The sequence below is a fragment of the Haloarcula limicola genome (genome assembly GCF_010119205.1).
Classification (GTDB): domain Archaea; phylum Halobacteriota; class Halobacteria; order Halobacteriales; family Haloarculaceae; genus Haloarcula; species Haloarcula limicola.
On record NZ_WRXM01000001.1, the window covers coordinates 1,646,641 to 1,672,119 of the forward strand.

At 66.4% G+C, this 25,479-nt stretch carries 26 protein-coding genes; 8 read left to right on the plus strand and 18 right to left on the minus strand.

Annotated features, from left to right (window positions below):
- Positions 1-13 precede the first annotated feature (13 nt).
- Positions 14-1,129 carry a Gfo/Idh/MocA family protein gene (locus GO488_RS08465; RefSeq protein WP_162317320.1) on the plus strand — a complete coding sequence of 372 codons (1,116 nt, stop codon included), beginning with the start codon at positions 14-16 and terminating at the stop codon, positions 1,127-1,129.
- Positions 1,130-1,277: 148 nt separating this feature from the next.
- Positions 1,278-2,180: a hypothetical protein gene (locus GO488_RS08470; RefSeq protein ID WP_162317321.1), complete on the plus strand. Its 903-nt coding sequence runs from the start codon at positions 1,278-1,280 to the stop codon at positions 2,178-2,180.
- A gap of 34 nt (positions 2,181-2,214) precedes the next feature.
- On the opposite strand, the gene GO488_RS08475 is transcribed toward GO488_RS08470, so the two are convergent.
- Positions 2,215-3,165, minus strand: a complete 951-nt coding sequence (locus GO488_RS08475) for an AEC family transporter (RefSeq protein ID WP_162317322.1) — start codon at positions 3,163-3,165, stop codon at positions 2,215-2,217.
- Between the two features lie 62 nt (positions 3,166-3,227).
- On the minus strand, positions 3,228-3,380 hold the full coding sequence (locus tag GO488_RS19655) for a hypothetical protein (RefSeq protein ID WP_164509629.1): 153 nt from the start codon (positions 3,378-3,380) through the stop codon (positions 3,228-3,230).
- A gap of 330 nt (positions 3,381-3,710) precedes the next feature.
- On the opposite strand from GO488_RS19655, the gene GO488_RS08480 reads away from it, so the two are divergent.
- The 5 genes from GO488_RS08480 to queC all read left to right on the plus strand — a co-directional run bounded on the left by GO488_RS08480 (position 3,711) and on the right by queC (position 7,314).
- Positions 3,711-4,115 carry an ArsR/SmtB family transcription factor gene (locus tag GO488_RS08480; protein ID WP_162317323.1) on the plus strand — a complete coding sequence of 135 codons (405 nt, stop codon included), beginning with the start codon at positions 3,711-3,713 and terminating at the stop codon, positions 4,113-4,115.
- Positions 4,112-4,870, plus strand: a complete 759-nt coding sequence (locus GO488_RS08485) for a DICT sensory domain-containing protein (RefSeq protein ID WP_162317324.1) — start codon at positions 4,112-4,114, stop codon at positions 4,868-4,870. Before GO488_RS08480 ends, GO488_RS08485 begins: the two co-directional genes overlap by 4 nt.
- Positions 4,871-5,340: 470 nt before the next feature.
- Positions 5,341-5,790, plus strand: coding sequence for a 6-pyruvoyl trahydropterin synthase family protein (locus GO488_RS08490; protein ID WP_162317325.1), 450 nt, complete (start codon positions 5,341-5,343; stop codon positions 5,788-5,790).
- Positions 5,790-6,593 (plus strand): 7-carboxy-7-deazaguanine synthase QueE, encoded by an 804-nt coding sequence (locus GO488_RS08495; RefSeq protein ID WP_162317326.1) that lies wholly within the window; start codon positions 5,790-5,792, stop codon positions 6,591-6,593. The genes GO488_RS08490 and GO488_RS08495 overlap by 1 nt, the downstream gene beginning before the upstream one ends.
- A gap of 22 nt (positions 6,594-6,615) precedes the next feature.
- Positions 6,616-7,314, plus strand: a complete 699-nt coding sequence (queC, locus tag GO488_RS08500; protein ID WP_162317327.1) for a 7-cyano-7-deazaguanine synthase QueC — start codon at positions 6,616-6,618, stop codon at positions 7,312-7,314.
- 2 nt (positions 7,315-7,316) lie between these two features.
- On the opposite strand, the gene GO488_RS08505 is transcribed toward queC, so the two are convergent.
- From GO488_RS08505 to GO488_RS08520, 4 genes are all read right to left on the minus strand, one after another.
- Entirely contained in the window at positions 7,317-7,697 is a 381-nt protein-coding gene (locus GO488_RS08505) for a methylglyoxal synthase (RefSeq protein ID WP_162317328.1), read from the minus strand.
- A gap of 43 nt (positions 7,698-7,740) precedes the next feature.
- Entirely contained in the window at positions 7,741-8,019 is a 279-nt protein-coding gene (locus GO488_RS08510; RefSeq protein WP_162317329.1) for a HalOD1 output domain-containing protein, read from the minus strand.
- Between the two features lie 96 nt (positions 8,020-8,115).
- Positions 8,116-8,772: a helix-turn-helix domain-containing protein gene (locus GO488_RS08515; RefSeq protein WP_162317330.1), complete on the minus strand. Its 657-nt coding sequence runs from the start codon at positions 8,770-8,772 to the stop codon at positions 8,116-8,118.
- A 191-nt stretch (positions 8,773-8,963) separates the two neighbouring features.
- Positions 8,964-9,428 (minus strand): deoxyuridine 5'-triphosphate nucleotidohydrolase, encoded by a 465-nt coding sequence (locus GO488_RS08520; protein WP_162317331.1) that lies wholly within the window; start codon positions 9,426-9,428, stop codon positions 8,964-8,966.
- 137 nt (positions 9,429-9,565) lie between these two features.
- Here GO488_RS08520 and GO488_RS08525 point away from each other — a divergent pair, with 137 nt between their 5' ends.
- The gene (locus tag GO488_RS08525) at positions 9,566-11,542 is read left to right on the plus strand and encodes an aconitate hydratase (RefSeq protein WP_162317332.1); all 1,977 of its coding nucleotides are present in this window, start codon (positions 9,566-9,568) and stop codon (positions 11,540-11,542) included.
- Positions 11,543-12,258: 716 nt separating this feature from the next.
- Here the strand turns inward: GO488_RS08525 and GO488_RS08530 are convergent.
- The 12 genes from GO488_RS08530 to GO488_RS08585 all read right to left on the minus strand — a co-directional run bounded on the left by GO488_RS08530 (position 12,259) and on the right by GO488_RS08585 (position 25,434).
- On the minus strand, positions 12,259-13,527 hold the full coding sequence (locus tag GO488_RS08530; protein ID WP_162317333.1) for a cation:proton antiporter: 1,269 nt from the start codon (positions 13,525-13,527) through the stop codon (positions 12,259-12,261).
- 326 nt (positions 13,528-13,853) lie between these two features.
- On the minus strand, positions 13,854-15,602 hold the full coding sequence (gene flaJ / locus GO488_RS08535; RefSeq protein ID WP_162317334.1) for an archaellar assembly protein FlaJ: 1,749 nt from the start codon (positions 15,600-15,602) through the stop codon (positions 13,854-13,856).
- Positions 15,602-17,275, minus strand: coding sequence for a type II/IV secretion system ATPase subunit (locus tag GO488_RS08540; protein WP_162317335.1), 1,674 nt, complete (start codon positions 17,273-17,275; stop codon positions 15,602-15,604). Before GO488_RS08540 ends, flaJ begins: the two co-directional genes overlap by 1 nt.
- Before the next feature lie 13 nt (positions 17,276-17,288).
- Positions 17,289-18,050: an archaellum protein ArlH gene (gene arlH / locus GO488_RS08545; protein WP_162317336.1), complete on the minus strand. Its 762-nt coding sequence runs from the start codon at positions 18,048-18,050 to the stop codon at positions 17,289-17,291.
- Entirely contained in the window at positions 18,047-18,499 is a 453-nt protein-coding gene (arlG, locus tag GO488_RS08550) for an archaellum stator protein ArlG (protein WP_162317337.1), read from the minus strand. Before arlG ends, arlH begins: the two co-directional genes overlap by 4 nt.
- The gene (gene arlF, locus GO488_RS08555) at positions 18,500-18,943 is read right to left on the minus strand and encodes an archaellum stator protein ArlF (RefSeq protein WP_162317338.1); all 444 of its coding nucleotides are present in this window, start codon (positions 18,941-18,943) and stop codon (positions 18,500-18,502) included. It abuts the gene before it with no gap.
- Entirely contained in the window at positions 18,927-20,537 is a 1,611-nt protein-coding gene (locus GO488_RS08560; protein ID WP_162317339.1) for a FlaD/FlaE family flagellar protein, read from the minus strand. The genes arlF and GO488_RS08560 overlap by 17 nt, the downstream gene beginning before the upstream one ends.
- A gap of 249 nt (positions 20,538-20,786) precedes the next feature.
- Positions 20,787-21,308, minus strand: a complete 522-nt coding sequence (locus GO488_RS08565; RefSeq protein ID WP_162317340.1) for a chemotaxis protein CheD — start codon at positions 21,306-21,308, stop codon at positions 20,787-20,789.
- Positions 21,308-22,525, minus strand: coding sequence for a chemotaxis protein CheC (locus GO488_RS08570; RefSeq protein ID WP_162317341.1), 1,218 nt, complete (start codon positions 22,523-22,525; stop codon positions 21,308-21,310). The genes GO488_RS08565 and GO488_RS08570 overlap by 1 nt, the downstream gene beginning before the upstream one ends.
- Positions 22,526-22,885, minus strand: a complete 360-nt coding sequence (gene cheY, locus GO488_RS08575; RefSeq protein ID WP_162317342.1) for a chemotaxis protein CheY — start codon at positions 22,883-22,885, stop codon at positions 22,526-22,528.
- Between the two features lie 108 nt (positions 22,886-22,993).
- Complete coding sequence (locus GO488_RS08580; RefSeq protein WP_162317343.1) at positions 22,994-24,961, minus strand: hypothetical protein; 1,968 nt, start codon at positions 24,959-24,961, stop codon at positions 22,994-22,996.
- Positions 24,958-25,434, minus strand: coding sequence for a hypothetical protein (locus GO488_RS08585; protein WP_162317344.1), 477 nt, complete (start codon positions 25,432-25,434; stop codon positions 24,958-24,960). Before GO488_RS08585 ends, GO488_RS08580 begins: the two co-directional genes overlap by 4 nt.
- Positions 25,435-25,479: the final 45 nt, after the last annotated feature.

Below are 25,479 nucleotides of genomic sequence, written 5' to 3' on the forward strand. Positions count from 1 at the left end.
GTCTCGCAGGCGTATGAGCAACGCCACTGACTCGGTTCGGCTCGGCGTCGTCGGCCTCGGTTTCATGGGCCAGACCCACGCCACGAACGCCCGCGACCTCGGCCACGAGGTCGTCGCCGGCGCGGACGTCGTCGCCGAGACGCGCGAGGAGTTCGCGCGGTCCTACGACGCGACGACCTACGAGGACTTCGAGGAGATGTACCGCGCCGAATCGCTCGACGCCGTCGCGGTGTCGACGCCGAACTCGTTTCACGAGGCCGCCGTCGTCGCCGCGCTCTCCCACGGCTACGACGCCCTCTGTGAGAAGCCGCTCGCGGACGACTTAGCGGCCGCGGAGCGGATGGCCGCGGCCGCCGAGGACTCCGAGGGGTTCTGCATGGTGAACTTCCACAACCGCATCATGCCCGCCGTCGAGGTGTTCAAGGGGTATCAGGAGGAGGGGAAGTTCGGCGACGTGACGGCGATTCAGGCGAACTACGTCCGCTCTCGCGGCATCCCCGGCGTCGGCTCCTGGTTCACCAACGAGGAGCTATCGGGCGGCGGCGCGGTCATCGACATCGGCGTCCACGCCATCGACCTGGCGCTGTACCTGATGGGGTACCCGGCCGTCGAGGAGGTCTCCGCCGTCACCCGGACCGAGTTCGGCGAGAAGGACGAGTACGTCGACCCCGACGACTGGTACGAGGCGACCGGCGAGGCGGTCTTCGACGTGGAGGACTCGGCGACGGCGATGATCCGCTGTGCCGGCGATCGAACGATCACGCTGGAGGTCGCGTGGGCCGCGAACCAGGCGGAGACGAGGGAGTTCGTCGTCCGCGGGACCGACGCCGGTGCCAGGCTCGAACTCGGCGGCGAGGAGCTGGCGCTGTTCGACGCCGGTCGGCAGGGGACCGACCACCTCGTCGAGTCGCAGGTCGTGGACGCCTCGCTCGACCACACCGGGTGGGCCGGGAGCGACAAGCTGTTCCTCGACGCCGTGGCGCGCGGAGCGGCACCGGAACGAAACACCATCGACCAGGCGCTGACGGTACAGCGCGTCATCGACGCCATCTATCGGTCCGGCGAGTCCGGAACGGTCGCCGTCGTCGGCGAGGACGACGCCGCCGGCTCGGGCGAGCGGCCCGAGTGAGCTAGTGCGACCGCGATAGCTCAGTCGTCTTCTCCGCCGACTCCGTCCCGTCATTGTCCACACCGCGATGGCTGCTTTCGGAGTCCGTACCGAAACCCGACCCACACGCACCCCAAACTATTCACTATCTATCCGATTTCTATTAGGTATGCGCCGCCGACAGTTCCTCGCCGGACTCTCCGTCGCCGCCGTCGCCCCCCTCGCCGGCTGTTCGGACCCGCGCGGGTCGATCCGGTTGACCGACGTGAGCGACGACGCGGTCCTCGCCGAGCGGTGGACCCGCTCCGCCGACGCCCTCTCCGAGTCGTCCCGGGAGTTGGTCGCCGGTGCCGTCGAAGACGACGACGCGCGCGCGACCGCCGCCGCCACGAGTCCGCCGCTCGAACTCGCTCGACCGGTCCGGTACGAGGGGTCGTACTACGAGGTCAGCTACGAGGCGACGAACGAGCGCGAGGAGACCAGTTACGACGTCGTCGTGACGTTCAACCCCGACCCCGCGCCCGAGACGACCGTCGCCTTCGCCGACCTCCCGGCCGTCGACCGCGAAGTCCTCGACGGCCTGCTGGAGTCGCGCTGGGACCGCACCGACGAGACGAACACCAGGTTGGGGACGCCGGCCGTCTACACCGACGCCGAGGCGGCCGAGTCGGTCATCGTCCCCGAGCCGGAGTACGACGGCGTCACGCGTGGCGACCGGACGGTCGGGCTCGGTGTCGACGGCAGCCGGCAGGTGACCGTCGCCGACTACCGCTACCGCGCCGAGCTACTGGCTGAGGACGACGCCGGCATCGCGGCGCTGGCCCGCGAACGCTATCGCTTCGAGTTCGGCGACCTGACCGCCGAGCAGCGGTCGATCCTGGACGAGGCGAAGGGCGGCGAGGCCCGCTCGGCGGACCCGCCCTCGCAGGCGTTCGTCGACCTCGTCGAGAAGTTCCGCGCTCACGACGGCCTCGACGTCGACGAGTACGGCGGGACGTGGCTGCTGGGCTACGACGGGCGCGACTGGTGGGCACAGGTTCGGACGCCGCGGGGGACGCCGACGGCGGAGTGATTACCGACGCTGGCGACGGCGCGGTGACGCGGGCTCACAACACCGCGCCGGACTGCAGGACGGCGACCAGCAGCGTCACGGTCAGCACGCTGGCGAGCGTCGTCAGCAGCACCGTCGCGCTCACGAACTCGCCGGGGGCCAACCGCTCGGTGTCGTCGCTGAACGCGCCGACGAGGATGAGCGTCGTCACGCCCGTCGGCGTCGCGAGCAGGAGGACGACCACGCGGGCGACGGTCGGATTCGAGAAGCCGACGAGTACGGCGACACCGGTGGCGACGACCGGGGCCAGCAGGAGCCGGAGGCCGCTCGCGGTGCCGACCGGCCGCACCGCGTCGGTGCCGTCGACGCTCGACAGCTGGATGCCGAGGATGAGCAACATCACGGGGATCGAGGCGTTGCCGAGCAGTTCGAGGGTCTGCATCAGCGTCGAGGACTCGGCCGGGACGACGCCGAGCCACCGGACCGCCAGCGCGGCGACGACGGCGTACACCAGCGGCACGCCGAACACCTGTCGCATGTCCGCGAGCGCGTCGCCGCCGCTGCCTCGGGCCGCGACGTAGATGCCGAGCGTGTACAGCATGACGCCTTGGAGCGCCGTCACGAGGACCGCGACGCTCCGCCCCGTCGGGCCGAACGCGAAGTCCGCCAGCGGGATGCCGTAGTTGCCGGTGTTCGGGAAGATAGAGACGAGGACGAACGCGCCCAGCAGCGGCTCCGAGTACCCCGAGAGGCGGCCGACGAGTTCGGCGACGGCCAGCATCGCCGCGGTGAAGGCGAAGACGGTGAGGACGACCTGAACGATGGTTCCGCCGCCCAGCGTCGACGTCGTCAGGCTGTGGACGACCAGCGCCGGCGCCAGGACGTAGACCGTGACGGTGTTGAGCGCGTCCGGATCGACGCCCTCGTACCGCCCGAGGAAGAAGCCGACGGCCGCCACGCCGACGACCGGCAGGATAGCGGAAGCGAAGATACCCAGCAGTGACACGGGAGCGCCTCGTCCGGGGAGCGGCAGAACACTTTCGACTTCGACTCGCCGCGTGCGGGAGGCTAACAGAGGTCGTACCGCGCGATCTCCGTCGACCCGCACTGGTGGCAGATCTCCGAGTGCTGGGGCATCTTCATCCCGCACATCCGGCACTCGTAGACGATACACGAACGCGCGCCCCGCAGGACGCTCCGCAATAGCCCTATCACTGACATCTATCGTTCCCTGTCCGGTCCCGCCGTTCGGTCCCGCTACGGCCGAGCGACCGACGGGACAGTGAAAAGCGTAGTTACCAGTCGCCGCCGTTTCGCCGTCAGTTGCTTCGATCTGCGGCTGTTTTCACACCAGCGACGGTTCTCGGCGGGGTGAGCGCGAGGCGCCCGAGACGACCGAGCCCGGTGGCCGTTCGGTGCGGTGTCACCGCTACGAGCCCGAGCGGGCCGGAGAGCCGCTCGTCGATCCCGACGGGTCCGACTGAACTATAGTCATTAATTATTGAACAACATATATTATGCCGCCCCGAGAACTTGTACGCGTGAGTACAGATGGCTCCGCCCGACGACCGGCCTCTGGAAACGTCCCTCGATGCCGAGTCGCTCGATAGCGCATCGATACGGCCACCGCCTGACGACCTGTTCCGGGCAGTCGCTAACACCAAGCGTCGTCAGTTGCTCGCGCTGCTGACGACCCAAGAGACGATCGCGCTCGACGATCTGACGGACGTCCTCGTCGGAATGGCGACCACGACCGACGGTCCGGCCGGGCCCGACGAGTGGGCGCAGGTGAAGATAGAGCTCGTCCACGCGCACCTCCCGCTATTGACGGAGGCCGGTCTCGTGGAGTACGACGAGGAGGGCGGCGAGGTTCGCCTCGCGTCGCTTCCCGACGCCGTCCGCGATCTCTTCGAGTTCGCCGACGAGTACGAGCGCGCCGTCGAGAACCGACAGTGACGCCCACGGACACCGGGGCGACGACCCTCGGCGGGATTCTCGCGGAGGTCGCTCGGCGGCGGAAGACCGTCGTCGTCTACGCGCCCAACGGGACCGAGCGCGACCTCGCGGCGACGCTCGCGACGCGAAACGTGACCGTCGAACACCGGACGCTCCCGACTATCGGCGACGACGCGTTCGTCGTGGTCCGCGACGACGGTCGCTTTCGGGGCGCGATCTCGCTCGCCGACCTCCTCGTGTTCCTCGCGCCGCCCATCGAGCGACCCGGGGACCTCGATTCGGTCGACCTCGAACACCGCGCCATCTTCGAGCTGCTGGACGAGACGCTGTTCGTCACGCTGGACCGCCGACAGCTGCTGGCGACATCTCGGGAGTTCGAGGACCGCGCGTGGCGGACCGGTCGCGGCCGTCTCCACGTCGGCTTTCAGTCGCCGGACGCCTTCGCCGCACAGGCGGAGCTGTATCGCCGGCTGGCGACCACGACCGATATCGACGTCCACGTCTACGTCGATTCGGCCGTCGACGCCGACCGCCTCGACGACGCCCCGCTGACCGTCCACGTCGAACCCTCGGACGAGATCGGTCGCTACTGGTTCGTCCTCTTCGAGGACGGCGGCGACGGGGCACAGAACTGCGGTCTCGTGGCCGAGGAGACCGCTCCGGGGCAGTATCGCGGTATCTGGACGTACGACCGGGAACTGATCGCCCGGGCGTTCGCAGCCGTCGAGCGAGTGAACTCCGCACATCGGTCGTAGAGTTTACGCATTACTATCATAAGGTAGACAACATCAGTAAATTCTATACTACCGATGTACCGGCGTCAGGTGGCTGATATCTGGGTGAAAGAACTTACTCGGTTCAGAAGTAACATATTCCGTAGAGTATTTATCGTAGCGGTGAGTCGGTACAGGTGGCAGGTCATCGGGCCGATACGCGCGACCGGTCATCCCACCCACCCACGACCGGTCCCGTAGTCCATGCCGAACGGAGTCTACAGCCATTTCCCCGGCCGACCCGTCTCCTGCCGTCGTCAGTCAGCGGATACGTGACCGCCCTCGTTTCCGGGGGCGTCACGTGCACCAATCCCCCATTCGGCACCGCGCTACCCACCTGGCGCGGTGCCACACTGCCACGAGCTCCCGGAGCGACGCGGCTATCGAGCAGCGACCGACGGCCGACGAGCGGCAGCCGAGGCGTTTATATCGCCCCGTGATAATCACGGAGTGTGACTGAGAGAATATCGACGGCCGACGACCCGGTCGCCGGGACCGACGACCGCGAGCTCGTCGTCGGCGGCGACCGCCCGCTCCGTATCTCGGCGGGACATCGGCTCATGCATCACGAGGGGAAGTGCTCGCGGCCGCACGGGCACAACTACGAGGTGACCGTCCGCGTCACCGGCCGGCTCACCGAGGAGGGCTGGGTCGTCGACAAGGGCGTCGTCACCGACGTCGTCGACGCGTGGGACCACCGATTCCTGCTGGAGGCGGGCGACCCGCTCGTCGAGGCGTTCGAGGAGAGCGGCGACGGCGAGAGCGTCGTCGTCCTCGACCACCCGCCGACGGCCGAGGTGATGGCCGCGGTGCTGGAACGGCGGCTGACCGACCGGCTCCCGGACACCGTCTCGGAGGTCGGCGTCACTGTTCGAGAGACCAGCGAACTCCGCACCAGCTGATGCCGGTCGCCGACGACACCGACGCGCTCGGCGAGACCGTCGACCGACGCGGCGAGGGACGCGAGGAGGGCGAGGGCGGCGGCGACGAACTCCCGGTCAACGAACTGTTCTGCTCGCTGCAGGGAGAGGGGCGACTGGCCGGCGTCCCGTCCGTGTTCGTCCGCACGAGCGGCTGTAACCTCCGCTGTTGGTTCTGTGACTCCTATCACACCTCCTGGGAACCGACCGGCGACTGGTACGGCGTCGAGGACCTCGTGTCGGCCGTCGACCAGTTCGACGCCGACCACGTCGTCCTGACCGGCGGCGAACCGTTGATCCACGACGCGAGCGTCGACCTCCTCGAAGCACTCGCCGACCGAGGGTATCACACCACCGTCGAGACCAACGGCACGATCTACCGCGACGCCCCCATCGACCTCGCCAGCGTCAGCCCGAAACTCGCGTCGAGCACGCCCACCGCCGAGCGCGACCCGAAGGGCGACGGTGAGTGGGCCGACCGCCACGAACGGCGGCGACTCGACGTCGAGACGCTCGCCCGACTGCTCGAACGCTACGAGACGCAACTGAAGTTCGTCGTCACCGGTCCCGACGACGTGGACGAGATCGAGACACTGGTCTCGCGCGTGCGGGAAGCGGCCGACGCCCCCTTGCCCGACGACCGAGTCCTGCTGATGCCCGAAGGCCAGACGCGCGAGCGGTTGAACGAGACCCGCGAAGTCGTCGCGGAACTGGCGATCGAGCGCGGCTACCGCTACACGCCGCGGCTGCACGTCGACCTCTGGAACGACGCGCCGGGCACCTGAACGCACCATTCGAAGCTATAACATGACCCACGACGACCGCGCTGTCGTGCTCGCCTCCGGCGGCATGGACAGCGCCACGGCGGCCTACGAGGCACAGTCGCGCGGATACGACGACCTGTATCTGTTGCACACCAGCTACGGCCAGAACACCGAACAGCGCGAGTACGACTGCGCTCGCGCGCTGGCCGACCGCGTCGACGCGGCGGACTTCTGTCACGTCGAGACGAGTCACCTCCAGCGGATCGGCGGGTCGTCGCTGACCGACGACGACATGAACGTCGCCGAGGCCGACACCGAGAGCGAGGAGATCCCGAGTTCATACGTCCCCTTCCGGAACGCCAACCTCCTGTCGATGGCCGTCTCCTACGCGGAGACCAACGGCTGCGCGGCGGTGTTCATCGGCGCGCACAGCGAGGACTTCTCGGGCTATCCGGACTGCCGCCCGGCCTTCTTCGAGGCGTTCCAGCGGGTTATCGACGTCGGGACCAAACCCGAGACGAGCGTCGAACTGACCGCGCCGTTCGTCGAGTGGTCGAAGACCGACATCGCCGAACGGGGCCTCGAGCTCGGGGTTCCCTACGAGGAGACGTGGAGTTGCTACCGGAGCGACGAACCGGCCTGTGGCACCTGCGACGCCTGCGCGTTCAGGCTCGAGGCGTTCCAGCGGCTCGGCGAGCGCGACCCGATTACGTACGAAGAGCGACCGGAGTACGCGGAGTAGCCCTACTCACTCCCGTCGGCCGCGAGACCGTCCAGCACGTACTCGGCGGAGGTACGCGTCGTCGCCATCGGCACGTCGTGAACGTCACAGATGCGGAGCAGCGCGGAGATATCCGGTTCGTGGGGCTGTGCGGTCAGCGGGTCCCGAAGGAAGACGATGGCGTCCATCCGGTCGTCGGCGACCTCCGCGCCGATCTGGGTGTCGCCGCCGAGCGGCCCGCTCTGCTTGCGCTCGATGTCGAGGGCCGTCTCCTCCATGATGCGCTTGCCGGTCGTGCCCGTCCCGACGAGGTCGAACGGCGAGAGGACGTCCTCGTACTCCCGCACGAGGTCGATCATCTCCGGTTTCTCGTCGTCGTGGGCGATGAGCGCGACGCGTGTCATACCGCTGCTAAGGTCGCCGCTGGCCAAAGGTATGTGGGTTCTCTCAGCTCACGGTGACCTCGCCGTCGGCCGTGACGGTCACGTCGTGGCCCTCCACGTCGAAGGTGATCGTCTCGCTGTCGCCGTCACCCAGGACGGCCCGGAGTTCGTCGGCGTCGACGTACGCCTCGATGGCGTCGATCTCGTCGGCCGTGCGGTCCGTCGCGGCCACGACGGCGTCGGTGATCACGTCGGCCGCGGGTTCGGGACTGACCCACTCGTCGCCGCCCTCGGCGGCGGCGCGGCCCCGTATCATGTACACTGTCCCCTCGTCCGAATTCATACCGTTCCTATTTCCCTCGGACGGTATAACGGGGTACGGGTGGTTTCAGAACGTGAAACAGCCCGAAAGCGCGGCTCTCCGCGGGAGAGTGGTCAGTCAGGGGTGCCGCGATCCGACGACGGGTCGGTGCGGGGACGCGAGCGTGTTGCTGACGAGCGTCCCGGTCCCCCGTCGGAGACGTTCGGACGCCGCCTGACTAGAGATGTCGAGTCGCGCCGCGAGGTCCGAGAGGGAGGCGTCCCGCGGGACCGTGAAGTAGCCCGAATCCGACGCGAGCAACAGCACCTCTCGCTGCGGGGCGGTCACGCCGAAGTCCGTAGACGGCTCGTCGTCGTCCGCGATGACGCTTCGGAAATCCGCGGTCACGCCGTCTGCGACGATCGCTTCGCGAAAGGAGATGACGGTGCTCCGGTCGGCGAACCGCGCTCGGACCGCCCACCCCTCGTCGGTCCGGTCGGCGTGGACCAACATCCCGTCGGACGACGAGAGCGCGCGCCCGACGGACAGCAACGCCGCGTCCGTCGTCGCGACGACGAACCAGTGACCGCCGGCCTCCGCGCCGACGTGCGTCACCTCCCGTACGCCCTCCTCGCCCGTGATCGCCGCTTCGACCTCGCGCCGGTCGGACTCGCCGACCCAGAGGTCGAGTCGGCATCGCTGCTCGCGCGCGTGGAGACGCTGTATCGAGACGCCGTCGGCCGTCTCACCCGCTCGCCGGAGACACGCCGATTCCACGTGAAAATCCGCTATCATGTGTGGGAGTCGGGCCGGCACCGGCATAAAACGCCGGCAGACGACCGTCCGACGCGAAAGCGGTGCCGGAGGTCGGATCTACGGGCTGTCAGAGGCACAGATCGGTCGACATCTCCGCGATACCGAGTGGTACTACCCGATAGTGACACATAAAGATACGCCTGCCGTGTCGCGGGGGCCCGCACGGGGAACTAGTCCAGGTTCTCCCGCTGGTAACTCCCCTCGTACGTCCCCTCGTGGGCGGCCTCCGCGAGGACGAGTTGGGCGATGCGCGCGCCCGCTTCGAGTTCGATCGGGTGGTGGACTTCGAGGAGTCCCTCGCCGCGGCCCTCGTAGCCGGCGTCCCACACCGCCGTATCGAGCATACAGGAATTGCGAAGCAGCGACGACCGGGGGTAGAGAAAGCCGACGTGTCCCTCCGGGATGACCACGCGGTCGGCGTACTCGACGACGTAGCCGCCCCGGGAAAGCGCGTAGACGCCGTCCTCCCGCTCGACTTCCCGGCGCTCGCCCACGGTCTTCCCATCCTTCCCGATGCGACCGGGTTCGACCTGTTCGTACACCGCACCGAGCGTGAGGTCGACACCGTTCGGCTGCACCTGCCCGTCGCGCACGTCACCGAGTCTATCGGCGACGAACTGCCCGCTCTTGAACATGGTGGCGCTCGGCGTGCCACCGCGAAAACCCTGCCGTTCGACCGGCAGAAACCGAAACCGGGCGCGGGTATCGGTAGATGAAAAATAGGGCGGAATACGCGGGATTTATACGCGCGGACCGTCGATTGTCGGACGTTATGGGACAGACGCTCACGGAAAAGATTCTCGACGACCACCTCGTCGAAGGGGAGCTGACACCCGGAGAGGAGATCGGTATCGAGATCGACCAGGTTCTCACACAGGACACGACCGGCACGCTCGTCTGGCTGCAGTTCGAGGCGCTGGGTCTCGAGGAGGTCCAGACGGAGCTGGCCGCCCAGTACTGTGACCACCAGACCTACCAGTTCGACTTCAAGAACACGGACGACCACCGCTTCCTGCGCTCGGCCGCCGGCACCTTCGGCGCGCACTTCTCGCGTCCGGGCAACGGCATCTGTCACAACGTCCACAAGGAGAACTTCGCCGAACCCGGCAAGACGATGCTCGGCTCGGACTCCCACACGCCGACCCCCGGCGGCCTGGGCGAACTCGCCATCGGCTCCGGCGGCCTCGACGTCGCCGTCGCCATGGGCGGGGGCGCGTACTACATCGAGATGCCCGAGGTCGTCAACGTCCGACTCGAGGGCGAACTGCCCGAGTGGGCCACCGCCAAGGACGTCATCCTCGAGCTGCTCCGCCGTCTCTCCGTCAAGGGCGGCGTCGGCAAGGTGCTCGAATACACCGGTCCCGGCGTCGAGACGCTGACGGTCCCCGAGCGGACGACCATCACCAACATGGGGACCGAGCTCGGTGCGACCTCCTCGATCTTCCCGACCGACGAGCAGACCGAGGACTACCTCTCCCGGCTGGGCCGCGAGGACGCGCACGTCGAGATCGGCCCCGACGAGGACGCCGAGTACGACGACGAGATCGTCGTCGACCTCTCGGACCTCGAGCCGCTCATCGCCGAGCCGTCGATGCCCGACAACGTCGTGCCCGTCTCGGAAGTCGCCGGCACGGACGTCGAGCAGGTCATCATCGGCTCCTGTACGAACGGCGCCTACGAGGACATCCTCCCCGGCGCGAAGATGCTCGAAGGTCGCAACATCGACAAGAAGACCGAGATGATCGTCGCGCCCGGTTCGAAGCAGGCCTCTGAGATGCTGGCCCGCCAGGGCTGGACCGCGGAGATGATGGCCGCCGGCGTCAACTTCTCCGAGGCGACGTGTGGTGCCTGTATCGGCATCGGTCACGTCCCGGCAAGCGACTCCGTCTCGCTGCGGACCTTCAACCGCAACTTCGAGGGCCGCTCCGGCATCGAGGACGACAACGTCTACCTCTGCTCGCCGGAGGTCGCCACCGCGGCGGCCATCAAGGGCGAGATCGTCGACCCGCGCGACCTCGCCGACGAGCTCGGCGACCTCGAAGCGCCCGGCCTGGAGATGCCCGACGAGTACATCGGCAACTCCGAGTCGGACCTCATCTCCCCCGACGAGGCCGTCGACGACGACCTCATCAAGGGGCCGAACATCGGCGACGTCCCGCTGAAGGACCCCCTCGAGTCCGAAGTTGGCGGTGAAGCGCTGCTGAAGATGGAGGACAACATCACGACCGACCACATCATCCCGGCCACGCAGGACATCCTGATGTATCGGTCGAACGTCCCGAAGCTCTCGGAGTTCACGCTCTCGCGCGTCGACGACACGTTCGCGGAGCGCGCGCTGGAGTCCGACGGCGGCGTGCTGGTCGCCGGCGAGAACTACGGCCAGGGCTCCTCGCGCGAGCACGCGGCGCTGTGCCCGATGTACCTCGGCATCGAGTCCGTCCTCGCCCAGAGCTTCGCCCGCATCCACAAGGCGAACCTCTTCAACTTCGGCATCGTGCCCCTCGAAATCGACGAGGACACCTACGAGCAGATCGAGCAGGGCGACGACGTCGAGATCGTCGACGACGTGGCCGAAGCGGTCCGCTCCGGCCAGGAGGAGTTCACCATCCGCGTCAACGACGACTGGGAGGCCTCGGCCTCGCTCGACGCCTCCGAGCGCGAACGCGAGATCCTCGCCGCCGGTGGCAAGCTGCCCCACACGAAGAAGCAGCACGAAGAGGGCGGCGACGCCGCGCCCGCGGACGACTAGAGAGACTTCGAGCGTAGCGAGAAGTCTCTTACAGGTCGAACGGCGCGAAGCGCCGTGAGACGGACGAAACCCTCACTTTCCCCTTTCTTTCGCGTGAATCGGTGAGCGCCAGCGATAGCGCAAAATTATCGCATCCGCAGCGGAATCATCGTATACTGGCAATTCACATTTCCGATTTAATAGACAATTATTTGCCAGAGGACAGGAAACCACATGCCGATGAATTGGGTCTGTGGGCGATGTGGCAAACTACACACGCAAAACCCCAGAGAGTGCCGGGACTGCGGGGGGACGACTCTTAGACCAGCACGAAGAGATGAACTCCCAGATACCAGCACCGGTCATCCAACCCCATTGAATTCCAGCCGCGCTCAAACCTATGGGACAACTCCGGAACCGGAATACGAATCTAGTCCCGACGTGGCTCTCGATGGATCGGTAGATGCCGAAGAGCAACCGGGGAGAGAGCACGAAACGAACGCGAACTCTGGATCCGCCGGATTTCTTTCTCGGCAACTGCGAACACTGAGAGCGACGCTTCGAGCGCCGATAGGGATTTTTCGTGAATTTCTCACCCCGATTCTCGCATTTCTATTCGTTATCGCCCTCGGAATGTGGGTATTCCTGTAGAACGTCTCTACGAATTCGGCCGGTTTCTCCGGCTTCCGATTCTCGCCTTCGTTCTCTCGTCAATGGACGGCTTATCCTGTCTTCGCCTACGCGTCGTCGTGACGCGCGAGCCGCTCCATGACCGGCGTGGCGGCGATCCCGTGGACGACGATGGAGACGAGGGCGACGAATCCCACGAGCGCCCAGAGCAGTTCCGACTGGGCGAACGTCTCCTTGTTGAGGGCGTACGCGAGGTAGTAGAACGAGCCGATGCCGCGGATACCGAAGAACGCGATGGTCGTCCGCTCGTTCCGCTCCAGCGGCGACCCGACGAGACCCAGCGCGCCCGCGAGCGGTCGGAGCACGAACAGGAGCACCAACCCGACGGCGGCGACCTCCCACGTCAGCGGCGACAGCAGCCCGGTGGCGAGCGCGCCGCCGAACAGCGTCAGCAGGACGGCCATCGCCAGGCGCTCGGTCACCTCGGAGAAGTCGTGGAGCGCCTGGTTGTAGTCGTGAGAGCGCTCGTAGTGCCGGACCAACAGCGCGGCGACGAAGACGGCGATGAAGCCGTACCCCTGGACGAGTTCGGTTATCGCGTAAATGAGGAGGGTGCCGCCCAGTATCTCCGCGCCCTCCACCGCCTCGGCGAGCCGCGTCGTCGGCGAGAACCGGAACAGGAGTTGCGCGAACAGATAGCCCAATAGCAGACCGCTCACGACGCCGACGAGGATCTTGTAGCCGACGTACATCCCGCCCCACTTCCCCAGCCAGTCGGCCCCGGCGAAGCCGGACCCGGCGACGAGGATGGCGGCGTAGGTGAACGGGAACGCCAGCCCGTCGTTGAGGCCGGCCTCGGAGGTGAGCGCGAAGCGCGTCTCGTGTTCGTGCTCCCGCGCTTCGTGGGACTCGTCCGCGGCGTCGTGGCCCTCGCCGGGCGGCCCGACCTGCACGTCTGAGGCCAACACTGGATCCGTCGGGGCGATAACGGCCCCCAACAGGAGCGCCGTCGCGGGGACGAACCCCAGCGACCACCAGCCCAGCAGCGCCGCGCCCGCGATGGTCAGCGGCATCGTAAGGGCCAACAACCGCCACGTCGAGGCCCACGTCCGGAGCGAGAACGGCCGGTCGAGTTTCAGTCCCGCACCCATCAGCGAGACGATGACGACGAACTCCGCCAACTTCTCGGCGATGTCGCCGTGGACGATGGGGTCGGGCGCGGGTATCCCGTGGGGGACCGAGAACGCGAGCGCGCCGAATGCCACGAAAAACAGCGGCGGCGACGCCCAGCGCTCGGCGAGCAGCTCCGGGAGCACCGCCGCCGCGAACGCGACGGCCCCCAGCAACACGAGTCCGAGGACGTACGTCTCGACCATTGATTCATCTCAGAGACCACGACGCTTACCGCACCGGCTTGCAACCGAACCGAGCGAGGGGAGCGATGTGATACCGAAACTCTCGCGTCGCGGTCAGGATGGTGGACCGACCGATGTCGGGCCGGGAGCGAGTGACGCGACGAGAGTCGCGTCCGAGCGACCCACCGTCAGAGCTCCGCTCACGAAAACGGGGAAGGGCAGGCCTGCAGTAGCATCCGGCGGCGAAGCCGCCGGTTTACCGGTCGTGAGCGGAGCGAACGACCGGCCTTTTTGTACTAAATTTTTGCGAGCGGGGGTCGCCGTCGGCGACCCCCCGAAGTAAAAATTTAGATGGCGAGAAACTGCGTCACCAGCCACTTCGTGAACGTCCCGGTGACGCCGCCGATCCACGAGAGCACGACGAAGTGAAGGTAGGTGTTGGCCTTGTGGCCGCCGTCGACGGTGCGGATCATCAGCGCCGAGAGCATGGCCGAGAACATGATGATGATGACCAGCAGGAACTCGATGAGGGGGATGTCGTAGACGCCGGTGTTGATGAGCGAGTTCACGTCGAGGCGGCTGCCGGCGTTCAGGTCGAGGGACATCTGCGCGAGGATGTTGACGACCTGCAGGCCGATGAAGAAGGCGAAGGTGGAGGCGGCGGTGATCCCGTACAGCAGGCCGACCATCGTCGTCGTCGCCTGTTTGCGCTTCTGACGCAGTTGGAGGACCTCGTTCATGTTGGCGGCGATGAGTTCACCTAGCTGTTTGGGCGAGCCGCCCATCTCGCGGCCGATGAGGTACATCTCCGAGAAGGTCTGGATGAGGTAGGACCGACAGTCGGCGGTGAAGTAGCGCCACGCCGCGGTCGGTTCGATGCGCATGTTCAGCCGCTTGTAGAGGTCGTTGATGTTCTCGGTCAGCGGGCCGAAGTCCTTCTTGCGGAGGGTCCGCAGCACCATCCCCGTCGTCGACTGTTTCGCGCCTTCGGTGGCACCCAGCGCGCGGATGAAACTGGGGAACTCGTCGTCGCGGGCCTTCACCCGCTGTTCTTCCTGCCGGAAGACGATGCCGGGGATCAGCATCGGGGTGATGGGGACGACGGCGTAGAACGGCAGCGGGACCTCGTCTAAGAAGAAGAGGAGGTCGTTCAGGCCGATGGGAGTGACGCCGAACATCCCGCCCAGCGTGACGAACAGGAGGGCCGCCGAGAGGCCGACGCCGACGTACATCGCCTTATCGAGGCGCTCCTCGATGGGCGAGGGGTACTCCTCGGGGTGGAACCACAGCGGGTCGTAGGGGGCCATCGACCGGATGGCGAGGTAGAAGCCCGACTGGACGAAGATGTACATCACGATGACTGCGCTGACTGTCATCGTCGGGTTCGTCCCCGTGAGCACCGGGAGGACGACCGCAAACACCAGCGCGAACGTCATCGAGAGGATCATCGAGAGGTAGAGGTCCTTCATCACTTCGAGGCTGTCGAGGGAACTGCTGTAGACGGTGGTGTAGTGCTGGATGATCTGGGCCTGCTCGGAGATGAGGTAGTCGTCGAGCGACTGGCCCGCGCCGAGGGTGTAGGCGAGGCGGTCCAGGAAATCCGAGAAGGCGTCGCTGGGGACTTCCTTCGCGCGACGGCGACAGGCGTCGTCGAGGCTCTGGTTCCACGTATCGACCAGTTGGGTGATGCGGTGCATCTCCATCGCGAGTTCGCCGTACTCCTCCTCGCGGGCGAGCGTGCGGAACACCTCCATGCGGTCGATCTTCGTCGTCGCCAGCACCGTCATGTGCGTGATCAGGAGGTGAAATCGGTTGTTGAGTTCGCGCTTGCGCTGGCTGAGCAGGATCTTCGGGTAGAACAGCGCCGCCGACATCGCCAGGAACCCGAGCAGGGGGATCGGAAGGCGAATCATCAGCGGCTGGTCCAACAGGAGCGCGGCCACTACCGAGAGGACGAAAAAGCCCGCCGACGGCAGGAGGATGAAGAGGAGGTACCGCTCCAGCGGAATCGTCATCTGGCGATACGACTCCACTAGCCCCTGAACAGTCTCGGTGATCGTCAGGTCGAGTCCGTTCTCGGCTTCGCTCTGGGCCATCAGTTGGGCTTCGAGACGTTGAACGGGATGCCTTCGACGCCGTCGCGCTGGAAGTCAGAGATGAAGTCGTTGACCTCGTGATACCCCAAGATACCCTCCTGCATGGCGCGTTCGATCATGTTCGCGCGGAACTCCAGGTCGTCGTAGATGTCGCGGGTGTCCTCGTAGCCCAGCAGCGTCGCGATCTGCTCCTCCAAGACGTAGGAGTTGTTCATCCCCTGGAAGACGATCTCGTCCTCGACGGGGTCCCAGTTGAACACCTGTCGGGTGACGACGCCGTCCATCTCCTTGGAGTAGCCCTCGATTTCCTGAACGCTCGTGACGCGGCGCAGGACGCGGTCGCCCTGCTTGACGCGGTTCTGGAACAGCGCGACGTCGGCGACGTCCATGAACGTCTCGGGGACGTTGATCGGTTCACCGGTGAACCGTTGAATCATCGAGACGATGTCGCTCGCGTGGAAGGTCAGCATCACGGGGTGGCCGGTCTGGGCCGCCTGGAACGCCATGCGCCCTTCCTCGCCACGAACCTCGCCCACGATGATGTAGTCGGGCCGGGACCGCAGCGCGGCGGCGACGAGGTCGAACATGTCGATGCTGGTCCCCTCGTCCTCGCCCTCGCGGGTGAGCAGTTGCTGCCAGGTGTTGTGCGGCGGCAGCACCTCGGCGGTGTCCTCCGCGGTGTAGATCTTGGCGTCGTCGGGGATGAACGACGTGATGGCGTTCAGCGTCGTCGTCTTGCCCGACGCCGTCTCGCCGACGACGAACACCGTCTGTTCGTTCTCCAGACAGAGCCAGAGGTACGCCGCCAGTTCCGGCGAGAGGGTCATCCACTTCGTGATCTGGAAGACCGACAGGGGGACCTCGTCGCCCTGCCGGATGGTGAGCGACGGCCCCTTGACGCTCACGTCGTCGGAGTAGATGAGATTCAGCCGCGACCCGTCCGGCAGCGTCGAGTCGACGATGGGGTCCGAGTCGGAGACCGGGTCGCCGATCCGCTCGCCCATGTTGCGGAGCCACTGGTCGAAGGCCTGCTCGCTCTCCCACTCGACGGTGGTTTCGAGCATGCCGTAGACGCCGTGGTCGACGTGACACTCGCTCCGGCCGATGACGTGAATGTCCTCGTTGGCCGGGTCGCGCATCACCGGTTCGAGCGGCCCGAGGCCGACGATGTCTCGGTTCAGGCGATAGAGGATGTTCTCGTAGGTCGACTGGGTCACCTCGACGCTGCCCACGTCGGCGAGATTCGACAGGCGCGTGAGGACGCCGCTGTCGCCGTCCTCGTTGCGGATGCGGGTCGTCTCCTGGAGGAGTTCCTCGATCCGGTCGTCGTACTCGGCCTCGCTCTCGGGGGCGGGTTTGTTGACGCTCTTCTGGAGCAGGCGGTTGCGGACCTTATCGAAGACGACGCCCTCTTCTTGGTCGAGTTCCGGTTCGATGGCGTAGTACTTCATATCCTGCCCGATGTCGCCGTAGATGTGACAGAAGATGGGGCCGCCGACGGGGTAGAGGACGTTGGGGCGGTTGGACTCGTAGTCGCCGTCGGCCTCCTCGATGAGCATGGGAAACTCTCCGGTGATCTGCTTGAACTTCTTCAGGTGGTCCCGCAGGTGCGGCCGCCGGGCGGCTAGCTGTCGAAGTTCGTCCGAGGGTTTCGCGCGGCCGTGGTCTGTCATATCTTGGAACCCCCTATGCGACGCTCCGCGATTCGATGACGATGCCGGTACCCGACCGGACCGAGAAGCCGACGGTGTCGCCGACCTGTTCGCCCATCCCCGCGAATCGGAGGACGTTGATCTGCCGGCGCACGTCGTTGCCGACCTCGATCATCTCCAGTTCGATGAACACGTCGGCGATGGCCCGGAACGGGCCGATCGCCTCCTCGTCGAGCGTCGAGGGGTCGACGGTCAGCATGACACATCGCCCCTGTGAGATGATATCCCGGAAGAAGGAGATGATCTCCAGCGCGGCCTGTCGCTCGTCGTTCTGTCGGACCAGCGCCTCGAACTTGGGGTCGTTCCGCAGGATAGCGTCGAAGGTGTCGATGACGACGACGTCGGCGTCCCACATCACTTCGGCCTCCATCAGGCGTTTGAGGAGTTCCTTGCGCTCTTTCTGCTCGTCGCCGCCGGAGAACGTGTTCGAGTCCCCGATGTCTGCGTGCAAGAAGAGGACGTTCTCATCGAGCAGGTGGTCGACCATGTCGTAGGACAGCGAGTGCATCTGGTCGAGGAAGCTCCCGACGGTGAGCTCCGTCGAAAGGTAGGTCACGTCGTGGCCCTCCTCACAGAGGCCGTAGGTGAAGCGCTGACTCATCGCGGACTTCCCGGCCCCGTAGTCGCCCTCGACGAGGATGATGCTGCCCGGCGGGATGCCGCCGCCGAGTTCCTTGTTCAGTCGGTCGTGATCGTCCAGTCCGAGCGAGAACAGATCGCTGTTTGCGAGACTCATGTTCGGAATTTGAACACCTCTTCGTCGCCGTTGACGACGACCTTGACGCGGTGGTCGCCCGGCGACAGCGAGTGAGAGATCTCGAGGCGGACGACCGTGCCGGGCCGCCAGACGACGCCGTCGTCTAAGAGCGTGACGCCGAACGTCCGGGCGTACTGCCCGTCGACGAACAGATCCATCTGCCCGGGTTCGGCCCCGAGGTCCTCGGAGCCGGTGTTCTTGACGTGGAGCGTGATGTTGTCGTTACCGCTGGTGTTGTAAATCGCGTCGCTCCCGGCGTCGGAGATGACCTCGATGTCGGTGCGGACTTCGCTGCTGACGTCGAGTCCCTGTTCGGAGACGGCGTTGCTCAACTGCCCGATGCTGTCGGTGAACACGCCGGCGACGCTCGCGGCGACCATCATCGACGCGATGAAGAGGATGAGGTGGGAGGCCGAGACGCTCGCCATCTAGCTCACCTCCGTCGTCGTCTCGACGACCGAGACGCCCGGGCCGGTGACGAACTTCGCCCGGCCCGGGTCCGCCGTGAGACCGGTCGCGTTAACGACCAGTCGCTCCTCGGGAAGCCAGAGATCCGTCGCCTCGTCGCCCTCGACGGCGGTCCGGTAGCCGGTGAGGTAGGTGTTGTCCGCGAGCACGTCCACGTCGCTGACGGCCAGTTCCGTCGAACCGGTGTTGACGACGGTGACGTTCAGCGAGTCCGCCGTCGAGTTGTAGACGACGGAGGTGAGCTCGATCGCGGTGTTTTGCTGTTCGAGCGTCCGATCGGCCTGGGCGTCGCGGGCGTCGTTGACGTTCTCGAAGCCGTTGGCCGTCGCCGAGTAGAACATCCCGAAGCCGATGAACATGGCGACGAAGACGAGGGCCGCCGAGCCGCTAACGCTGAAGCCCATCGGCACCACCTCCGACGAGTTTCGAGAGCGCGACGGCCTCGGGACCGCTGTCCTCGTCGAGCTGTGAGATGTACCGGAGGCTCTCGGTGTGGTGATCGATGGTCAGGCCGCCGCTGGCGTCGGCCACGTCGTCGAAGCCGCGAAGGTACTCCGACAGCGCGTCGGCCACCGCAGCGTCGATCCAGCCGATGGTCTCGTAGTAGTCGATGGCGCGGGCGGCCTCGCGGTAGCCCGCCTGTCCGACGAGGTACTCCAGCCACTCGACGACGATGAGGTCGGCCGCGAACCCCTCCGGAACCGAATCGAGGTACGGCTTGCCGTCGTCGCCGTCGTCGCTCTCCTCGGCCGCGGATCCGGTCGTCGGTTCCGGCCTCGGCTCCGATTCCGTTGCTTCCGGCGTCGGATCGGAGACCGGTTCGGGCTCCGGTTCCGGGGCGGGGTCGGGTTCCGGGGCCGCTTCGACCGTGGCGTCGCCGTCCAGCAGCGCCGCGTCGGACTCGGCGTCGGCATCGTCGGTCGACGCGTCGTCGCCCTCGTCCTCGATAACCTCGTCGAAGAGGTCGTCGTCCGCGAGGCTGTCGTCGTCGAAAGTGTCGTCGCCGTCGTCCATCGCCACCTCGTCGCCGCCGTCGTCGAACGCGGCCTCGGCGTCGTCGTCCAGCAGCGCCGCGTCGGACTCGCCCTCGTCTTCCGGTTCCTCGCCGTCGGCCCAGTCGGCGTCGCCGGATTCGTACTCGTCTTTCAGTTCGGCGAAGGACTTGCCCCCCTCGCTGTCCCCGTCGTCGCTCCCCTCGTCCACGTCGAGTCCGTCGTCCATGCTCATGTCGTCATCCGTCTCCTCGAAGTCCTCGAACTCCTCGTCGAACGACCCGCCGTCGTCCTCGAAGCCGCCCATGTCGTCGTCGCCGAAGATGTCGTCGCCGTCGTCCATCGCCATCTCGTCGCCGCCGTCGTCGACGAGGTCCTCGTCGAAGAAGCCCTCGGCGTCGGCGTTGGCGACGGTGTCGTCGATCTCCTCTTCGTCCTCGTCGTCGCCGTCGTCGTCGAACAGGCCGAAGGAACCGCCGCCCCCCATGCCGCCGCCCATCCCGGCGTCGACGTCGTCGGCGAAGGGGTTCACCCCGCGAGTGACCATCTCGTAGATGTCGAGCAGTTTCCGGACGTTCTCCTCGACGTCTTCGACGGATTCGGAGATGGACTCGTTCTCCGTGCGGACGGTGTTGACCGTCGAGGAGAGCGAGCCGACCTCGTTCTCCAGTTCGTCGAGCCGGTGTTCTAACTCGTCCGTGTCCGGGCCGCTCGCGTCCTCCATGTCGCCGAACTCGTCGTCGCCGAACCCGCCCATGTCGTCGCCGTCGCCTAGCCCGCCGAGTCCGCCGAGGTCGTCGTCCCCGCCGTCATCAGCCATCAATCCGCTGTCACCGCTCATCTCGTTCGCGTCGTCGCCCTCGCCGTCCGACATGATCGAATCGAACATGCTCTTGATGCTCATCCCGACGAGGCCCCCCGAGAGGACCACGAGCAACGCGGGCACGAGTGCGACCGCGTCCGGGGTAGCCGCCTGTAGCGTCGGCACGAGAGCGAGACTACTCATCGTCTGTGAGGATTCTCTCGCCCACCATCAATATACCGTCTAGCGTATCAAATCTGATAATAACTTCCCAAGCTACGTGTCCGAAATACTGGAATTAACTACATATCGTTCAGTCGTCACAGATGAAGCGGCGCGTCGTCGCTTTTCGCAGCTGTACGGCGTTGAGCGCCGCGCTCGCGGCTGACGTGTGGCTGCCGTTCGTCTGACGAGAAGAGAGACTCGGCCGCCGTCCGGCGATCTCGCCCGAAATCAAAGCGTCGCCGAGTCCATGTTGGCGCTCTTGACGACGAGGTTCCCGGTGTCGGATTCCAAGCGGAGCGAGCGGCCGTGGTCGCCGCCCACGTCCTCGCCGACGAGGGGGATGCCGTACGCTTCGAGCGTCTCTCGGACCTTTTCGGCGTTGCGCGACCCGATAGACGAACCGTTCTCCGAGAAGTCGAGCATGTCGCTGCCGCCGGCGATCTTCGCTCGCATCCCGTCGCGGGACGCCCCCTCGGCTTCGAGCGCTTCGACGAGCACCGCGACGCCGGTGTCGGCGAACTTCGCCCTGTTGCCGCCCTCGACGTCCTCGGCCGTCGGTAACATGACGTGGACTAAGCCGGCAGCGCCCGACAGTTCGTCGTAGATGGCGACGCCGATACAGGAGCCGAGACCGCTGGTCGTCAACACCGCCGAGTCGGTCGTCACCTGGTATTCGGCGATACCGATCTTGACGCGCTCCGGATCATCGGTCCGGGTCGTCTCCGACTGCGTGCCGTCGTAGACCTTCATTATTCGAATATCTGTTCGACGTCGGCGTCGGTCTCATCGGCGCGTTCGACGTCCAAGTCGTCGAGCGCCGCTCGCAGTTCCCGCTCGTTGGGGAGCGCGTGTATCTCGGCCTCGAACTCGATGTCGTCGGTCCGCATCTTCGAATCGATGATGAACGCGTGTTCCTGGTGCTGACCGACCTGTGCCGCGAGGGGGTCCACGATGGCGCGCCCCATGTCGTGGACGAGGCGCGGCGGCGTGTGGTCTACCGAGGTCTGCAAGACGTTCGCCCACCCGTCGACGAACCCGCTGGTCATGATGTTTCCCAGTTCCTCGATCGCCATCTCGTGTTGCTCGGTGAGTTCGTCACTGTCCATCTCGACGGGCATCATCGCTTCGGCGACGGTCACGGCCGAGCGCTCGTCGAACAGCACCATCAGGTAGCCGCTGGGCGTCCCGGTGAACTCGACCACGGTGCCCACGTAGGTATCGGTGCCGATCTGGCGCGGAACGTCCTCGATGGGAGCGAAACTGAGCTGTGTCACCTCCGCCTCGGTCGGAATCCCGGTCATCATCTCGACGTTGTCGGCGGCCTGCCGGGTGCCGCTGGTGGTCATCTCGTTGAACGTCTGTAACTTATCGATGGGGATGGCGTCGCCGTCGGTGTCGGCGTGTCGCATCATCGCGTCCGCGAGCGAGTCGTACTCGGGGAGCATGTAGATGTAGAAGTTCACCGACTCGTCCATCCACTCGATCTCGGATTTGAAGACGAACACCTGCGAGTACTCCTGGGATTCGGGCGCCTCGGGCAACACGTTCGCGCCCGTCTTCTCGATGTACGTCGGCGGCGAGTGGTCGATCGTCGAATCGAGGTAGTCGGCCCACCCGTCGATGAAGCCGCTCATCATGATGTTGCCGATCTCGGTGATGCCGCTTTCGGCCATCGCCGGGTCGTCGCTGCTGCCGGGCAGCAGCGCGTCGGCGATGGTGTCGGCCGACTCGCTATCGAACACCAGCACCGTCTCTCCCTCCAGTACCCCCTCGAAGCCGAACTGAACGCCGACGAACTCCTGTCCGGCGAGTCCCTCGCCGACGTCCTCGCGGTCGAGCAGCGTGATCTTCGTCACGTCGACGGCGGCGTCGATGCCCGTCATCTGTGTCAGCGACCGGGTCGCCTGTTCGGCCCCCTCGTGTGCGAGTTGGTTGAACGTGCCGAGCGACTGGATGTCGACGTTCATCTACGACGGGACGACGTCCTGAATAGCCTCGATTACACTCGGCTTCTGGAACGGTTTGGTGATGTAGCCGTCGGCGCCCGCCTTGACGGCCTCCTTCATCTTCTCTTCCTGGCCGACGCTCGTACACATGATGACGTTGGCTTCGGGGTTCGAGGTCTTTATCTCGTCAGTCGCTTCGATGCCGTCCCGAATGGGCATCACGATGTCCATCATCACGAGATCGGGCGACTGCTCCTTGTACACCTCGACGGCTTCCACCCCGTTCTCGACTTCACCCACTATCGTGTGGTCCTCCTCAAGAATCTCCCGGAGGAGGTTCCGCATGAACTCCGAATCGTCGGCAATCAGTACGTCTGGCATGACTTATCGAAACGAAGTACCTCGATTAGCTAAATAAAGGTGTCCCGTAAATTATCGCCTGTGATACCGCCGTAGAACGGCGATACGGGCCGGTCGTCACCCGTCCGTTCAGAGCGAGGGTAATCGCGCCGTGGTCACGCGAACCACGTCGAAAGCATAGGTGCCGTACTCGAAGTAAACCAGTCCCGAGAGCAGTAGATAGGCCGTGGCGAACCCGGCCGACAGCGCCAGCCCGACCGCGACCGCACGCGACGAGACGCGGTCCGGGGCGACCGTTCGGCCGAGCGCGGTCCCGGCACAGGCGGTCGCGGCCGCGAGGTTCCACAGCGCGTGGTACTGCACCGCCTCTCCGAGCGCCAGGTCGAGACCCGCGATCCCCCCGAGAACGACGGCGAGCGCGAACGCGAGACTCGCGGCGTAGAACCGAATCAGGCGTCCCATCCCGTCGGTTACTGCTGTCCGAACGGCGGGGACGCGACAGACGCCGTAGAGCGCCAGAGGGACGACCGGATGGATATACCGGACCGTGAGCATACTATAGAGGGGCAGTCGCGGGAGGTAAATGACGGTCAACACGACCGTCAGCGCCACCACGAGCAGATCGGTCTGCCGTCGCGGGGCGAGGCGGCGGGGACGTGCCCCCTGAAGGAACCCCCATCCGTCTCGGAGCACTCGCCGGCCGGCGAGAACCGGCAGCGCCAGCAACGCCCCGAGTATCGACATCGCTTCGAGCAGGGAGAGCTCTATCACCTCGTGGTCGTTGAGGTCGTAGCGCATCCCCTCGATGTGGCCGCTCCGGACGAAGATATCGACGAGTCGGGCCGGTTCACCGAGGACGCCGATGCCCCCGACGACGGCGCCGCCGACGAACTGCCAGGCCGGTCCGGCGGCTCTCCGAACTCTGTCGAGTATCGGCACGTCGGAGCCGTCGTCGGTACTGCCACCCTCGGCGCTACCGCCGCCCTCGCTGCCGCCGTCTGCACCACCACCGCCTCCCGTACTTCCGTCGTCACCGCTCGCACCGTCACCGACCCCCCCGTCCGCGCCGCTCGACGGGGCGAACTCCACGTCGCCGTCCTCGGCATTCGGGAGGAGGCGCGGGGGCTTCGCGGGATTGCCGGAGATGGCGTAGTTCGTCGCCAGCATCGGCGTCGCCGCCAGCAAGAGCACGCAGCCGACCACCAGCAAGTCTCTGGGTCGGTTCGAGCGAGCGGTCGAGAGATCTACGACGGCCAGCGTCCCGACGAGGAAGAACGCCTCGAAGGCGTGGACCCACGTGACGAGACCCGCCAGCGCGTACGCGCCCGCTCTGGCGCGCATCGCCGCCCGTCCCTCGGCCCGTCGGCTCACCGCGAACGCGTAGACGGCGGCGATCGTCAGCAAGGCGACGACCGTGTGCCGTTTCGGGATCGTCGCCCAGAACCCGACGGGCGTGGCGACGCCGAGGGCGACCCCGGCGGCCAGACCGACCCGCTGGCCGTGCAGGGCGCGGAGGAGACGATAGCAGACGAGACACGCCGTCGCGGCCGCGACCATCGTCGAGAGTTGGAGAGCCGCGAGCGCCAGCCGGTCCCGCGGGAGGTCCGTCGCCGTCAGCACGCTACCGGCGAACAGCAGCGCGACGACGATGCCGCCGACGGTTCGCGTCCGCTCGCGGTCGACGCCGTCGAGCCGGCTCGCCTGCGCGACGAACGCGAGGCCGAGTCCCGCCCAGAGCGACGCGAGCAGCAGGCGCGGGGCGACGAGAGCGCTGAGCCCCTCCAGCGCCCAGACCAGCGGCACGGCGAGCGCGAGTTGGCCGTAGTTGCGCCCGTACAGCCGCCCACCGTACTGATGGAGGCCGGGCTGCGATCCCAGCGTCAGCGAGTACCGCAGTTCGGTGACGTGGAGGTGTCCATCGGCGAGCGCGACCAGCGCGTTCGCCAGCGCGTAGGTGTCCTGGATGAAGATGCCGACTCGCCACGTCAGTCCGAACCAGCAGAGGACGCCGAGCCACAGCAGGAGGCCGGGTCGGTCGCCGAACGCCCACCAGAGAAGTCGCCGCGCGTGTCGCCGGCCGTCCCGCGCGCCGGTCACGCCGCCACCTCCACGGTCACGTTCTCGCGGTAGACGGTTCGATCGGTGGTGAAACTCTGAACCCGGACGGCCAGCGTGCCGTCGTAGGTAGATGCGTCGGCCGCTCCCCGTGCCATCCCCCGATCGTCCGGCACGAGTCGATACGTCCCCGTCTTCGACACGACGGCCGTCTCGGTCAGTTCGACGTCGAGCGCCGGCACGAGGACGCGATAGACCAATCGCGGCCGGTCCGAGACCGACGTGACCGTGACCGTCGCCGTCGGCACGCGGAGGTAGGAAACGCCGGTGCCGAAGCGGCCGTCGGTGACGCGGAGCGCCGCCGTGTCGACCGTGACCGCTCCGACGGTCGCCGTCCCGTCGCCGAACTCCGTGGCTCGCTGCTCGGTCACGTCCACGCCGGTCAGCGGCCCCGTCGCCACCGAGACGACCACGACGAAGAGGGCGACGCCGGTCAGCAGATCCCGTCGGGTCATCGCCTGCACTACCAAGGCGGGCGACCGGTGTTAAATCCCTCGTCG